The sequence below is a fragment of the Martelella alba genome (assembly GCF_006516955.1).
Taxonomy (GTDB): Bacteria; Pseudomonadota; Alphaproteobacteria; order Rhizobiales; family Rhizobiaceae; genus Martelella; species Martelella alba.
Genome location: NZ_VHLG01000022.1, coordinates 25456 through 39485 on the forward strand (window position 1 = coordinate 25456; position 14030 = coordinate 39485).

10 protein-coding genes and 1 tRNA gene are annotated in these 14030 nt (G+C 58.2%); 9 read left to right on the forward strand and 2 right to left on the reverse strand.

Annotated elements, in window-relative coordinates:
* Window position 1: 1 nt before the first annotated feature.
* The gene (locus FJU08_RS21445; protein WP_141151100.1) at window positions 2–1606 is read right to left on the reverse strand and encodes an ABC transporter substrate-binding protein; all 1605 of its coding nucleotides are present in this window, start codon (window positions 1604–1606) and stop codon (window positions 2–4) included.
* A 136-nt stretch (window positions 1607–1742) separates the two neighbouring features.
* Between FJU08_RS21445 and FJU08_RS21450 the strand changes: the two genes are divergently transcribed.
* From FJU08_RS21450 to FJU08_RS21480, 7 genes are all read left to right on the forward strand, one after another.
* The gene (locus FJU08_RS21450; RefSeq protein ID WP_141151101.1) at window positions 1743–2651 is read left to right on the forward strand and encodes a LysR family transcriptional regulator; all 909 of its coding nucleotides are present in this window, start codon (window positions 1743–1745) and stop codon (window positions 2649–2651) included.
* Window positions 2652–2932: 281 nt separating this feature from the next.
* On the forward strand, window positions 2933–4411 hold the full coding sequence (locus FJU08_RS21455) for an ABC transporter substrate-binding protein (RefSeq protein ID WP_141151111.1): 1479 nt from the start codon (window positions 2933–2935) through the stop codon (window positions 4409–4411).
* Between the two features lie 102 nt (window positions 4412–4513).
* Window positions 4514–5461 (forward strand): ABC transporter permease, encoded by a 948-nt coding sequence (locus FJU08_RS21460; protein WP_268932150.1) that lies wholly within the window; start codon window positions 4514–4516, stop codon window positions 5459–5461.
* 17 nt (window positions 5462–5478) lie between these two features.
* Window positions 5479–6321 carry an ABC transporter permease gene (locus FJU08_RS21465; RefSeq protein WP_181409982.1) on the forward strand — a complete coding sequence of 281 codons (843 nt, stop codon included), beginning with the start codon at window positions 5479–5481 and terminating at the stop codon, window positions 6319–6321.
* Window positions 6318–7127, forward strand: a complete 810-nt coding sequence (locus FJU08_RS21470) for an ATP-binding cassette domain-containing protein (protein WP_141151104.1) — start codon at window positions 6318–6320, stop codon at window positions 7125–7127. Before FJU08_RS21465 ends, FJU08_RS21470 begins: the two co-directional genes overlap by 4 nt.
* The gene (locus FJU08_RS21475; RefSeq protein WP_141151105.1) at window positions 7124–7870 is read left to right on the forward strand and encodes an ABC transporter ATP-binding protein; all 747 of its coding nucleotides are present in this window, start codon (window positions 7124–7126) and stop codon (window positions 7868–7870) included. Before FJU08_RS21470 ends, FJU08_RS21475 begins: the two co-directional genes overlap by 4 nt.
* A 24-nt stretch (window positions 7871–7894) precedes the next feature.
* Complete coding sequence (locus FJU08_RS21480) at window positions 7895–8689, forward strand: DUF1684 domain-containing protein (protein WP_141151106.1); 795 nt, start codon at window positions 7895–7897, stop codon at window positions 8687–8689.
* Between the two features lie 26 nt (window positions 8690–8715).
* Here the strand turns inward: FJU08_RS21480 and FJU08_RS21485 are convergent, their stop codons facing one another.
* Window positions 8716–11307: a cation:proton antiporter domain-containing protein gene (locus FJU08_RS21485; RefSeq protein WP_141151107.1), complete on the reverse strand. Its 2592-nt coding sequence runs from the start codon at window positions 11305–11307 to the stop codon at window positions 8716–8718.
* A gap of 279 nt (window positions 11308–11586) precedes the next feature.
* Here FJU08_RS21485 and FJU08_RS21490 point away from each other — a divergent pair.
* Window positions 11587–11660: transfer RNA gene (locus FJU08_RS21490), tRNA-Cys, on the forward strand.
* Between the two features lie 585 nt (window positions 11661–12245).
* Window positions 12246–13895: an arylsulfatase gene (locus FJU08_RS21495; protein ID WP_210245292.1), complete on the forward strand. Its 1650-nt coding sequence runs from the start codon at window positions 12246–12248 to the stop codon at window positions 13893–13895.
* The last annotated feature ends 135 nt before the right edge of the window (window positions 13896–14030 follow it).

Here is a 14030-nt window from a genome sequence, read left to right on the forward strand (position 1 = left end):
ATCAGCTACCGACAATGGTCAGCGAACGGATATCAAGCATGCGGTGGAACCAGAATTCGTAACCCGCAGCGCCGTTGACGGCGACGTTGAGCGCCGGCTGATAGAGTGGAATGCGCGGCAGATCATTGAGCACGATCTCGTACATGCGCTCGATCTTTTTGGCATATTCCGGATCATCCATGGCCATCGGCAGGGTTTCGGCCGTCAGCGTTTCGATTTCCTCGTTGCGATAATTGGAGGAGTTGAACAGATGATCGTCCTGATAGGCCCAGAAGAAGTAATAGTCAGGCGTGTTGAGCCAGCCGCCGAAATTCTCGAAATGGAAGGGCAGGCGCTTTTCGACCAGGCTTGCGGTCCGCCAGTTGGCGCCGGGGATCTTGTCGATCGTTACCTTGATGCCGAGCTGGGCGACGGCTTCCTGAACCAGAATGGCCGCCGGCTCCATCCAGCCAAGATCGCTGGAAATCGAAAGGGTGGTCTCGAACCCGTCGGGATATTTCGATTTGGCCATCAGCTCCTTGGCCTTGGCCATGTCGGTGTCATAGGGCGTCTTGCGCGGCCATGCGGTGTCGCTGATCTCGGCTGAGCCGCCCCAAAGCGGCGCACCGCGACCGTAAGCGGCGGTCTTGAAGATCGCCTCATAAGGCACGGCATAGGCGACGGCCTTGCGCACATCCGGGTCCTGAAAGGGCTCGAAATTGAAATTCATGCACAGGCAGTTGATGCAGTTGTCGACCGGGGTTGAGTAGACAGTCAGCTTGTCGGCCAGTTCCGAGGCATCCTTGTCCGGGATATCATAGGCGATCTGCACGTCGCCGCGTTCGATCAGCGCGCGTGATGTGGCGGGCGAGGGGACTTCGCGCACGATCACCCGGCGCACGGCCGGCTTCGGACCGCCAACCCAGCCATCGAAACGCTCATAGACGACCTGCTGGCCCTGATCCCAGCGCGTTACCTTGTAAGCGCCCGAGCCGATGGTGTTCTTGTGCAGATATTCCATCGCCCACGGATCATCGGCGGTCGCATGCTCTTTGGCGAGCGTCGAATTGATGACGAAGGGCACCGGCACGGCAAGGTCGGGGAGGGAAAGCTTTGACGGCTTGTCGAGCTTGACGACGAAGGTCAGATCGTCGACCGCTTCGAACTGGTCGGGGCGCACCAGACCGCCAGCCTGCATCTGTGTCGTCGGGAAGCCGCCGACGGTGACGGCCCGGTCGAAGGACCATTTGACGTCGGCGGCCGTTACCTTGCTGCCATCCTGGAAGGTCGCATCCGCTTTCAGCTTGAAGGTGATCGTCAGGCCGTCTTCGGAGATGGTCCAGCTCTCGGCAAGCTCGGGCTCGATCTTGGAATAGTCGTAGGAAAGGCTGCCATCCGGCCCGGTTTTTGAACCGAAGGTGATCAGGCGATCATAGCAGTTGACTGCAATCTGGTAGCTGGCACGGTTGGTGCCGGTGCGGTGCAGGTCCAGCGAATTAATGCTCTGGCCGTAAACTGCCACAAGCGTGTCAGCCGGTGCCGCGTTGGCGGAGAGAACCCGCGCGAAAGGCATGCTTCCGGCTATGATTGCGCCTGCTGTCAGAAAATTCCGTCTGGTGATGGTCATCTTATGCCCCTCGTTCGCAAGCCGCGTTTTCCGGCTCTGTCGAAGATCACGTTGCGTCTTTTTTGTGTTCGAGAAAATTGCTATGATTTCACCATTGCGGTGAAAAAAATGCACCACGACCGCCAGGGGAATTTCTGTGAAGCATCTGCTGACTTTTCGCCTGATTGAGGCTGTGGCGCGAGCCGGTTCCATGCGCAAGGCGGCGGAGGACATGAACATCACGCCCTCGGCGCTGGTCCGGCGGATCAACCGGTTCGAGGCCGAATTCGGGGCTGAACTGTTCGAGCGCCTGCCGGGGGGCGTGCGGCTCAATCCGGCTGGTGAACTGGTGCTGCATCACTACCGCGCCACCGCTTCGGATCTGTCGCGGGTCCAAAGCCAGGTGGCCGACCTTTCGGGTGAGCGGCGCGGCCATGTCTCGATTGCCTGTTCGCAGGCGATGCTGCCCTATTTTCTGCCGCAGCAGATCGCCAGCTACCGGCAGGAGCATCCAGGCGTGACCTTCAGCGTCAATATCCGCGACCGCGCCCAGGCCGAGCAGGAGCTTGCCTCTTATTCATCGGATCTCGCACTGGTGTTCGAGCCGATCTATCTGGTTGATTTTCAAGTCATTCATGCGATTCCGCAGCATGTTTACGCCATCCTGCGCGCCGATCATCCGCTGGCCGCGCAAAAGGAAGTGCGGCTACGGGAATGTCTTGACTGGCCGCATGTTGCACCGGCGGCGAAATATGGCGTCCGCCATTTGCTCGATTTCGCGGCACGGCTGACCTCGCGCCGGGTGTCACCGCTGATCGAGACCGAAAGCTTCGAGCTTATCCGCCACTATGTGCTGCATGAAAATGTGATCGGGTTTCAGATCCCCATCGGTCTTTCCACGCCGGCCGATGGATCTTTGGTGTTCCGGCCCGTATCGGAGCGCGATCTCCCGGCGGGAAGCCTCATCCTCGGGCAGATGCGCGGCCGGGCGCTTCCCGTTGCCTCTGCGCGTTTTGCCATGCGGGTGGCCGCAGCGCTAAAGGACTATAGGGCCGATTTCGAGTGACATGAGACGGCGTTTCAGCGGGGTGCAACCCATTCTTACGGGCAGTATCCTGCTACACGCGACCTTGGATTGCTTTCTGCCTGACCGATGTATCGAGACCTGTTCAACTTGTTGTCCAAGCCGTTGTTTCGGTTTTGGGAATGTGATTAAGCTTGGGCTTTCCAGTGGCCTTTTCGGGGCTCTTTGCTCGCGGTGCAGTCAGGCGCCGCCCATCAGACAGGATTGGTATCATGAACCTAACGCGCACCGCGCGCTCGCGCTTCAAACGCACCGTGTTCTTCATGTCGTTTCTGGCCGTTGCCGGTATCGGCGTCACCGCAACCAGCCCGGCGGTTTTTGCGGCCGAGAGCTATGATGCGGATGCCACAATTAATATCGGTTCGCTCTATGAGCCGCAAAGCCTCGACAATGTCGGCGGCGGCGTTCAGGGCATTCATGAAGCTTTTTACGGCAATGTTTACGAATCGCTGTTCAAGCTCACAGATGGCGGTTCGGTCGAAAAGCTGCTCGTTGACGATTACACGATGAGCGATGACGGCCTGACCTATACGTTCAAGCTCAAGCCTGGCATCGTCTTTCATTCCGGCGATCCGCTGACCTCTGCCGATGTGAAGTTCAGCATTGAGCGCATCATGGCGCCCGACTCGAAAAGCTCGCGCAAGAGCAGCCTGAAGACGATTGCTTCCATCGACACGCCGGATGACCTCACCGTGGTGATTCACCTGTCGTCGCGGTCAATCTCGCTGCCCTATTATCTGAGCTATATCTGGATCGTGAACGATACGGCCGGCGACATCTCGTCCAAGGAAGATGGTACCGGGCCCTATGAGCTCGACAGCTGGCGCCGTGGCTCCTATCTCGCCATGAAGCGTTTCGACAAATATTGGGGCACGCCGGCAACCAATGCCAATGTCGTGTTCAAATATTTCAGCGATGCCACAGCGCTGAACAATGCGCTTTTGACCAACGCCATCGATATCATCACCAGCGTTCAAAGCCCGGATTCGCTCGGCCAGTTCACCAATAATCCGCAGTTTACCGTCGAGGAAGGCAAGTCCACTACCAAGGAAGTGCTGGCCTTCAACGACCGCGTCGCACCCTTCGATAATGTCGAGGTTCGCAAGGCCGTCAGCCGCGCGATCGACAAGAAGAAGCTGCTGAATGCAATCTGGGGCGGTTATGGCACGCTGATCGGTTCCTTCGTACCGCCGACTGATCCTTGGTATGTCGATCTGAATGGCGTTGACCCTTATGATCCGGCAAGCGCCAAGGACATGCTGGCCAAGGCTGGCTATGGCGATGGCTTCTCCTTCACGCTGGATACACCGAATTACGATCCGCATCCGCTGGTCGCCCAGGTGGTCAAGACCGATCTCGCCAAGGTTGGCATTGACGTGAAGATCAACATCATCACCGCCAATGAATGGTTCAACAAGATCTACAAGCAGCACGATTTCGAAGCGACGCTGCAGGAACATGTGAACCATCGCGATATCCTGTTTTACGGCAATCCCGATTTCTATTGGGGCTATAACAACCTGAAGGTTGTCGATCTGATTGCCTCATCGGAAACGGCAGGCTCGGAAGCCGAGCAGGTTGAAAAGCTGACTGAAGCCAACAAGCAGATTGCCGAAGATGCTGCCAGTGTCTGGCTTTATCTGAACCCGCAGATTGTGGTCTCCCGCTCGAATGTCACCGGCTATCCGCTGAATGGCCTGAATTCTCAGTTCTTCGCCTATGACATAAAGAAGGATGACTAAGATTCTGTTTTTATGAAAATAATGGCGTGTCGGTTCATGTTTCCGGCGCGCCTGCATAGCTGGTTTTGAGACCGAGAGGGCCTGCCCATTCTTACCTATCTCATCCGCCGTGGCCTGATCCTGCTGCTGTCGCTTCTGGTGGCGGCCATGGTGCTGTTCGTGCTTTTGCGGCTGTTGCCGGGCGATCCTGCCAATGCACTTGTGTCTGTCGGCGCGGACCCGGCGCAGATCGAGGCGGCGCGTGAGCAGGTCGGATCAAACCTGCCGCTCTGGCAGCAGTTTCTGCGTTTTGTCGGCTCTCTGGCCCGCTTTGATCTCGGGACGTCCTTTGTTTCCAATGCGCCCGTGACGGCTGAGATCGCGGCGCGGCTCTCAATTACGCTGCCGCTGACCTTGCTGGCATTCCTGCTGGCGATCGTGATTGCCGTACCGCTCGGTGTTATCTCGGCCGTGAAAGGCGATCGCTGGTATGCTGGCGTCATTTCGGCTGTGTCGCAACTCGGCATCGCTGTTCCGGCCTTCTGGATGGGCATTCTTCTGGTCATCGTCTTTGCCATTCAGATCAGGCTTTTCCCGTCCGGCGGCTTTCCGCCCAAGGGCTGGAATGCGCCGCTTGCAGCGCTGCATGCGCTGGTGTTGCCGGTCATCACCATTGCGCTGGTCATGTCCGCCTCGCTGCTGCGCTATGTGCGGGCGGCGACTTTCGATGTTCTCGGCAGCGACTATCTGCGCACGGCGCGTGCACTTGGCGCGAGCTTTGGCACGGCCTTCTGGCGCCACGGCATCCGCAACGGCTCCATTCCGGTGATCTCGATCCTCGGCATCGAGCTTGGTACGGCTTTTCTTGGCGCTGTCGTCATTGAGCAGGTGTTTTCGCTTCCTGGTCTTGGTTCAATGCTGCTGATGGGGATTGAACAGCGGGACTATCCCAATGTGCAGGGCGTGCTGTTCGTCTCGACGCTGCTGGTGCTGCTGGTTGGCTTTCTCGCCGATATTTCTCAGCGCGTCATTGATCCGCGGCTCAGGCAGGCATCGGGAGCACGTCCATGAGTTTCACCCCGAATGAAATGGCCGCAGGTGTGGTACCGGCAAGGCGACGGCGGTCGCTCTCCTTCGAGGTTGGTCTGTTTCTTGTCGGTCTGCATGTCGTCATCGCGATCATGACGTTCTTCTGGACGCCCTATGACCCGATGGGCATGAGCGGCGGCCGGCTGGAGGCACCGTCATTGGTCCACTGGCTGGGAACAGATCGTCTCGGCCGGGACTATCTGACCCTGGTGCTGATCGGATCGCGCATCGCGCTGATTGTCGGCGTTGGCGCTGTTGCCATCGGCGCGGTGATCGGTGTGACGATCGGCCTTGCCGCCGCCTTTGCGACACGGCTGCTGGACGATATTCTGGCAGCGGCACTTGATATCATGATCGCCTTTCCGGTGCTGCTGATCGCCATGCTGGTGGTTGCTGCCAGCAGTGAGGCAAGCCTGTGGACGGCGACGCTGGCGCTCGGCATTGCCATGTCGGCGGTGATTTCGCGGTTGACGCGCATTCTGGTCAAGCAGGTGCTCGGACGGGATTACATCACCGCTGCGCGCATTTCCGGCACGTCCTGGGCGGGTATCATTTTCCAGCACATCCTGCCGAATATCTGGCCGACCATGGCGGTCAATTTCGCGCTGCAGTTCAGTGTGGCGATCATCGCTGAGGCGTCGCTGTCCTATCTCGGCCTCGGTGCGCCGCTGCCGAATACCTCCTGGGGGCGCTTGCTGCAGGAGGCGCAAGGCACGGTCTATACGGCACCGCTCGGCGCGATCGCGCCCGGCCTGGCCCTTCTGAGCCTGGTTGTCGGCGTCAATCTTCTGGCCGATGGTCTGCGCGATATCGCCGATCCGACAAGGAGGGCATCGCGATGAGCGCTTTGCTTGAGGTCGAAAATCTCGACATTTTCACCGGTCAGCGCAGGCTCGTTTCGGACCTGTCATTCTCCATCGGTGCGGGCAAGCGTTTCGGCCTGATCGGCGAATCGGGATCGGGGAAATCGCTGACGGCCATGGCGGTGACCGGGTTGCTGCCGAAGGCAATCCGTGCTGAAGGTTCGATCACGGTCGATGGCCAGGAGGTCGTCAATACGCCCGAGCGCGTGCTCAACACCATGCGCGGGCGCGATATTGCCGTTGTCTTTCAGGAGCCGCTGACGGCGCTTGATCCGCTGATGAAAATTGGCCGGCAGGTCGCCATTCCACTGACGCGGCGGCTGAAACGCGAGGGTGCCGCCACCGATGGCGCGACGATCCGCCGGGGGGTGCTGGAACTTCTTGATCATGTCGCCCTGCCGCAGCCGGAGCGGATCATGAAAGCCTATCCGCACGAAATTTCCGGCGGTCAGCGCCAGCGCGTGGCGATTGCGCTGGCGCTTGCATGTCGACCGAAGCTTCTGATCGCGGATGAACCGACGACGGCGCTGGATGTGACCACCCAGGCCGAGATCCTGAATCTGCTCGACCGTCTGGTCGCTGAATTCAACATGGCGCTCATGTTCATCAGCCACGATCTGCCTGTGGTCGCCTCCGTGGTCAACCGCGTTGCCGTGATGCAGCGGGGCAGGCTGGTCGAGGCGGGGGATGTGAAGCAGGTCTTCGCCGCGCCGGCGCATGACTATACGCGATCGCTGGTGACGGCCGCCCATGCCTTCGACGCCTATTTCGGGGAGGCATTATGAGCCTGCTGGACCTCAGTGATATCCGTTTTTCCTACGATCGCCGCCGTACGACGCTGGACGATGTCTCCCTGTCGGTGACGGCGGGGCGCAGCGTCGGGCTTGTGGGTGAGAGCGGTTCTGGCAAATCCACGATCCTGCGCCTGATGCTGGGGCTTGCACGTCAGCAGTCGGGTGAAATCCGCTTTGAGGGTGAGAGACTCGACCCCTTGAACCGTGCTTTCATGCGGCAGTATCGCCGCTCGGTTCAGGCGGTGTTTCAGGATCCCTATTCCTCGCTTGATCCACGCCAGAAGGTGCGCTCGATCATTTCAGAACCCCTGCGGTCGCTGGCCATTTCCGGTGATCATGATGCCATTGTGGCTGCCGCGCTGGAAGATGTCGGTCTGCCTGAGGATGCAGGCGGGCGCTATCCGCATGAATTTTCCGGTGGCCAGCGTCAGCGCATCGCCATTGCCCGGGCGATTGCCGCCATGCCGAAGCTGTTGCTGGCGGATGAGGCGGTCAGCGCGCTCGATCTGTCGACGCGCATTCTGATTGTCGATCTGTTCCGCAAGCTCGCCGAGCGGATGACACTGGTTTTCGTGTCGCATGATCTCGGCGTCGTTGCGGCACTCTGTGAGGAAATGGTGATTCTGGAGAAAGGCCGTATCGTCGAGACGGGTCTGACGAAAGAGATCATTCGTGATCCGCAGCACCCCTATACGCGCAGGCTTCTCGACAGTATTCCACGCATGCCGCAATGAAGATGCGGATTGAAAGGTCTTTCCATGACTGAAATCGAAAATTACCCGGATGCCATCGAAAACTGGCGGCGTGACCGGCATCGAACACTGATGTCGGCTGGTGGCTGGTTGTCGCTGATTGGCCGCTGGTGGCTTGAGCCCGGAACTGTAACCGTCGGGTCATCATCTGATTGCGATATCGTGCTTGCGGTCGGTCCGGCACATGCCGGCAGTCTGGAACTTTCGTCGGGCGAGGGGCTGACCTTCCGCGATGCCGGTGGCGATGTTGAGCAGACCATCGGGCTCGACAGCCATTTTCCGGTGATGTTTCGCGTCGACCGTTTCACCTTCGAGATCACGTCGATGGACGGGGCGCTGGCGTTGCGCATCCGTGACATGAACTCCGATGAACCGGCGAAACTTCAGCCCATTCCGCATTATCCGACCGATCCGGCATGGCGCATCCGCGCCGAATGGGTGGCGCTTGAACGTCCCGATGAGATCATGCTCGATACAGTCGTTGGCGTGCAGACGAAGGTTGGAGTAACCCATCTGGCCCGCTTTGCCTATCAAGGCCGAACCGTCGAACTGCTCTCGACCTATGGCACGGCCGAGCGGCCGCAATTCGTGTTCCGCGATATCACGGCCAAAGACGAAACCTATCCGCCTGCCCGTTTTGTTTTCGGCGAAGATGTCAGTGAGACGGCGGTGACGCTCGACTTCAACAAGGCGATCAATCCGCCCTGCGCCTTCACTGAATATGCGGCTTGCCCGCTGCCGCCGGCGCAGAATATTCTGCCCTTCGCGATCCGGGCCGGCGAGAAGCGAGTGCACGAATAGGGTGCTCGGCCAGGCCTTCGATCCATTCAGCCGGCCTGGCGTCTCTGACGTTGCGGTTTAAGCCTGAGAGAACCGGCCTGCACCAGAATGGCGCGGACACGGGCTGTCATCTCGGCCGGCGGCAGATCAAACAGCTCTTCATCCAATGTGACCCCGCGTTTTTCAGCACTGGCGATCACCGCCGTTCTGAAGGCGCCGGGCCGCATCAGCAATTTGCGGAAACTGTGCTCGTCGAGGGCGAGCAGGATACAATCCGCGATCGACGAGACCTGGATGGGCTTGCGCCGCCGTGCCAGAACTGCGAACTGGCCAAACATATCACCGCGCGAGAGCCTTATTTTCACTCCGTCGGTCAGGACGTTGACCGTGCCGGAGGCGATGAACCAGACCTCGCGTGAAGAGCTTTCGCGCTGGAGAATCTGCTGGCCGGGCGCTGCATAGGCGATCCGCATCCGCCGTCGAAGCAGTTTCAGCTCGCGTTCGTCAAAATCGGCAAAGGCGGGAAAGCCGTTGATGAGATCCTTTTTCTGCTGCTTAAGGTCCAGCATTGGCCGGTTGTGAAGTTCAGTACGGCGTTTGTCGACCCCGGTGCCAAGGGTGGCGCGCAGCTCCGGGCCGATCAGGCCGTCTTCGGTGAGCGCATCATATTCGCGCTCCTCAAGCTGCAGCGTCGTGCGGCGGATCAGGCGGCGCTCCAGATCCTCGGCATAGCCCGGAAATTGCAGGCGCAGCTGTTCAAGTTCCTGCCGCACTTCCTCCAGGCGCCGGTTCAAGAGGTCATGCAGCAGATCGGCAACGCGGCGACCGTGAATGCGCCGGATCCGCTCGTTGAGAAATTCCTCAAGACGTGGCAGGATCATGCTGTAGGAGACGAGAATTTCGAAGCGGTCCTCGATCCGCCGCGCGAGAAGGCGGCGAATGCCGAAATAATTGTGTGCAAAGGTCGCGAAGCGGTAGAAACGCCCGGTCTCATAGGCGCGGCGTCCAGCTTCGCGATAGCTGGCGCGGCCACCGCTGCGGGTTGCTTCGATGATATGATCGGCGGCGATGACGAGGCGTTCGGCCAGATCGGGTGAGATCACCTGCTTGCGGTATTCCTCCAGCACCGTGTCGCGTTCATGGGCGGCAAGGGCAAGAAGGCCGAGTGTCACACGGTCCCGGTCCTGCAATTGTTCGCTGGCGCCGGTCTGTTCGACGGCCTCATCAACGCGTTCGGCGAAGCGTTTGGCTTCGTCGCGGACAATATCGCGGGTCAGGGCGAAGTCGCGCGTCGTCTCCGAAACCTGTTCGCGCACGCTTTGAAGTGCGACCGCGATGACCTGTTTGCCAAGGGCGATATCCAGTGGGCTCAGCTGATCGAGCTTCAGCTTGGCGATTGCCCATCTGAGCGTCGTGCCTTGCACGATCAGCGTGAAAAGCGTGAAACCAGTGGCGAGAATGCCAACCTGATGCTTGATTTCCGGTGGCACGAAGCGGTTTTCGGTCACCGCCAGCGCCAGCGCCAGTGTGACGGCGCCCCTGAGGCCACCCCACAAAATGGCGACGCAATAGGGGGCTTCGATTTTTGGCGACAGCTTCAGCAATGTCAGCACCGGCAGCACGCCGAACAGTATGATGGCGCGGGCAATGAGGGCCGCAACAACCACGAGGCCGACCAGAAACAGGTCGTAAGGGACAAATTGCGACAGCAGCTTCGGTATCAGAATGGCCGCAAGCAGAAAGATGAGTGAGCCGGCCATATGGGCGATGAGATCCCAGCTTTCGCGCAGGAGAACATTCATCGCGGGCGTAAAGCGTGCTGTCATGTGAAGGTTGATCGTCAGTCCCGTCGCAACAACGGCGATCACACCGGACGCAGAGGCCTCCTCGGCCAGAAGATAGGTGAGTGGCGGAATGGCCAGCGAAACGGCGATCTGTCCACGCGGAAAATCGGGCATGCGCGCCATGATTTCCACGGCTATGCGCCCGACGGCAACGCCGATCACGCTGCCCGCACCGACGATCCAGGGAAAGGTCAGAAGCGCAGAGGAGATCTTCGGATTGTCGGCATTGGTCATCACAAAGCCGAGGAAAAGCGAGAAGAAGGCGATTGCCGCGGCATCATTCAGCAGGCTCTCGCCTTCGACGATACGGGCAAGGCGCTGCGGCGACGGCGTAGCGCGGAAGATCGAAACAACTGCGGAAGGGTCGGTGGTCGAGACGATGGCGCCGACCAGCAGGCAACCGGCGAGCGACATGCCCGCCACAGGGTAAAGCGTGAAGCCGATTGCAAGCATGGCCACCGCAACAGCCAGAACGGCCAGAACCAGGATCGGAACCCAGTCGTCAAGCATGCGCCGGATGTCGATATTGAGAGCAACCTGAAACACAAGCAGCGGCAAAAAGATGTTCAGAAAGAAACTCGCACGGATCGGCAGATTGAGAATCGCCAGCGCCAGCGGATTGAGCGCATTGGTGAGATCCGTTTGCCAGAAGAAGGCGGCGGCGACGCCGATGGCGATCCCCATGGCTGCGAGGATCACCGAAAACGGAAGTTTCAGCCGTGCCGCTAGCGGTTCACTCAGTCCGATAACGATAAAGATACCGGCAGCAACGGCGATCAGGATTGTCAGGGTCATTTATCGGCAGCGCCACATGTGGATTTCGTTGGTTTTGTTTTTCAGCCTGCAACCAGTTTACACAGCTGGTCCATTCGCGGAAGCGTCTATCGGAATTTGATTAAGGATAGATATGCAATCACGGCGTTGTGATGGTGTTTGCTTCTTCGGGAGGAAACACGAAACGCAGACCGAAGGTTTGTTCGAAAAATCAAGGGAAACTTTTTCAGACAAAGCCCCTTGCGCTCGGATAAGAATCTGTCTAAATCCGCGCCAACGCTTCGGTACCGCCGAAGTAGGGGCCTCGTGGCGGAGTGGTTACGCAGAGGACTGCAAATCCTTGCACCCCGGTTCGATTCCGGGCGAGGCCTCCATTTTGCCACATGGCATCTCCAATTGATTTTCCCAAAAGTTCTGCTGATGGCATATCGCGAGCTGCGAGTGGCTGTCAGATGTTTTGAACGGTCGATCCATGTGCCCGGCGAGGGGGCTGCCGGAAGTGGGGCTGAGGGAAGTATTGCGTTGTTCCGTAACCATCGGTTTCGATGAGAACCGTCTTGAACACGCGGAAGATCTGGCTTTCTATTCGCTGTTCTTTTTTTGACGCTCCACGTGCCATGATTACGCAATCATTTTGACTGTTGTTAAGTTGAATATGGCATCATCATTATGGTTATGTAGAGGCTTCATAACTTCTTATGTTTTGATTTGACTAATTTTTTCTATATGAAATATTGACGCGTAATAATAATATCATGGAATTTATCTATTGTCTGAGCTGGCCGGCCGGGCCTGTTTGCCCGAATGCGGTAATTTTCAGCTGATGCGTGAAGCCGGCTCTAGGCTGACGACAATGACGGGGTCCCGTTGTTTCATGCTGCCGGTTTGACCTTTGATCACCTGAATGGTCGATATGTCCAGGATCCAGGGAGCGGGCAATGCAAGATAATCCTGAAGATATGACTGAAACCAAAGCGGTGAATGGCAGCGGTGTGACGCGCCGGAACCTGCTTTTGAGTTCGAGCGTTCTGGCCGCCTTCACGTCGCTTGCGACAGCGTCGTCACCGCGCCGGGCCCGTGCGCAGACCATGCCGAAGAAGAAGCGGCCGAATATCCTTGTTATCTGGGGGGATGACATCGGCTGGCAGAATGTCTCTGCCTACGGCATGGGGACAATGGGCTATCATACGCCGAATATTGACCGGATCGGCAATGAGGGCATTCGCTTTACCGACCATTACGCGCAGCCGAGCTCCACGGCGGGGCGTGCGGCCTTTATCACCGGGCAATATCCGATCCGCTCAGGCATGACCACGGTCGGCCAGCCGGGCGCCGCCCTTGGGCTGCAGGCCGCTTCGCCCTGTCTGGCGGAGAACATGAAAGCGGCTGGCTACCGCACCGGCCAGTTCGGCAAGAACCATCTCGGCGACCGCAACGAACATCTGCCGACGGTTCACGGTTTTGATGTGTTCTTTGGAAACCTTTATCACCTCAACACGCAGGAAGAGGCCGAGCAACGCGACTATCAGCGTTTCGGCAAGGCTTTCTCCGGCAGCCTTGAAGCCTATGAACAGCGTTTCGGTACGCGCGGCGTGTTGTTCGCCAAGGCAACGGATTATGATGACCCGACCGAACAGCCGCGTTTCGGGCGCATCGGCAAGCAGACGATTGAAGATACCGGACCGCTGACGCAGGAGCGAATGAAGAATTTCGACGGTGCGGAGGTTATCCCGCGTGCGATCGACTTCATGTCATCTGCGGTCGAGGCGGACGAACCCTTCTTTGTCTGGCTCAATACCAGCCGCATGCATCTCTATACGCGGCTGGACGAACAGTGGCGCTATGCCGCTGAAGATTATACCTCGGAAGCGGATCTCTACGGCTCGGGCATGCTGCAGCACGACCATGATATCGGTGTGGTGCTGGACTGGCTGGATGCCAACGGATTGGCCGAGGATACGATCGTCTGGTACTCGACCGATAACGGACCGGAGCATAATTCCTGGCCGCATGGCGGCACGACGCCGTTCCGGGGCGAGAAGATGACGACCTATGAGGGCGGCGTGCGGGTGCTTTCCATGCTGCGATGGCCGGGCGTTATTCCGGCCGGGCAGGTGCTTAACGGCATCCAGGCGCATCAGGACATGTTCACCTCGCTTGCCGCTGCCGCAGGCATTGAGGATATCAATGCTGAGGTCATGGAGGAAAAGCAGCAATATATCGATGGCCTGAACAATTTTCCCTATTGGACCGGGGAAATGGATCATTCGGCCCGCGATCATCTGTTTTATTATTATGAGAGCAAGCTGACTGCCGTTCGCATGGGGCCGTGGAAATTCCATTTTTCGACGAAGGAAGACTATTATGCCAATCTTGTTCCCCGCACGGCGCCACTGATCTTCAATTTGCGGATGGACCCGTTCGAAAGCTATGATTCAGTGGATGCCTATGGTCATTTGATGCAGAAAGTGTCCTGGCTTATGCAGCCGATGAACGTGCTTATGACGCAGCATCTGGCAACGCTGAAGGAATATCCACCGGTGCAGGGGGGCGCATCTTTCGACATGTCGAATGTGGTCCAGCAATATCTCAGCAGCGGCATGGAGTGATAAGAGATCAATCAGATCTCCGTGTGATTTTCTTTTATATATCCGATTATTTTTGCGAATTGAACCTGACGGCAATGTTGCCGTCAGGAAGTATTATTGTTTTTTATTTAAATAATATTTTATATAATAAATTTA

What these genes read in the sequence shown, in the direction of transcription:
- FJU08_RS21445 (WP_141151100.1), bottom strand. Translation starts at nt 1,606, where the DNA reads ATGACCATCACCAGACGGAATTTTCTGACAGCAGGCGCAATCATAGCC.
- FJU08_RS21455 (WP_141151111.1), top strand. Translation starts at nt 2,933, where the DNA reads ATGTCGTTTCTGGCCGTTGCCGGTATCGGCGTCACCGCAACCAGCCCG.
- FJU08_RS21465 (WP_181409982.1), top strand. Translation starts at nt 5,479, where the DNA reads ATGGCCGCAGGTGTGGTACCGGCAAGGCGACGGCGGTCGCTCTCCTTC.
- FJU08_RS21470 (WP_141151104.1), top strand. Translation starts at nt 6,318, where the DNA reads ATGAGCGCTTTGCTTGAGGTCGAAAATCTCGACATTTTCACCGGTCAG.
- FJU08_RS21475 (WP_141151105.1), top strand. Translation starts at nt 7,124, where the DNA reads ATGAGCCTGCTGGACCTCAGTGATATCCGTTTTTCCTACGATCGCCGC.
- FJU08_RS21480 (WP_141151106.1), top strand. Translation starts at nt 7,895, where the DNA reads ATGACTGAAATCGAAAATTACCCGGATGCCATCGAAAACTGGCGGCGT.
- FJU08_RS21485 (WP_141151107.1), bottom strand. Translation starts at nt 11,307, where the DNA reads ATGACCCTGACAATCCTGATCGCCGTTGCTGCCGGTATCTTTATCGTT.
- FJU08_RS21495 (WP_210245292.1), top strand. Translation starts at nt 12,246, where the DNA reads ATGACTGAAACCAAAGCGGTGAATGGCAGCGGTGTGACGCGCCGGAAC.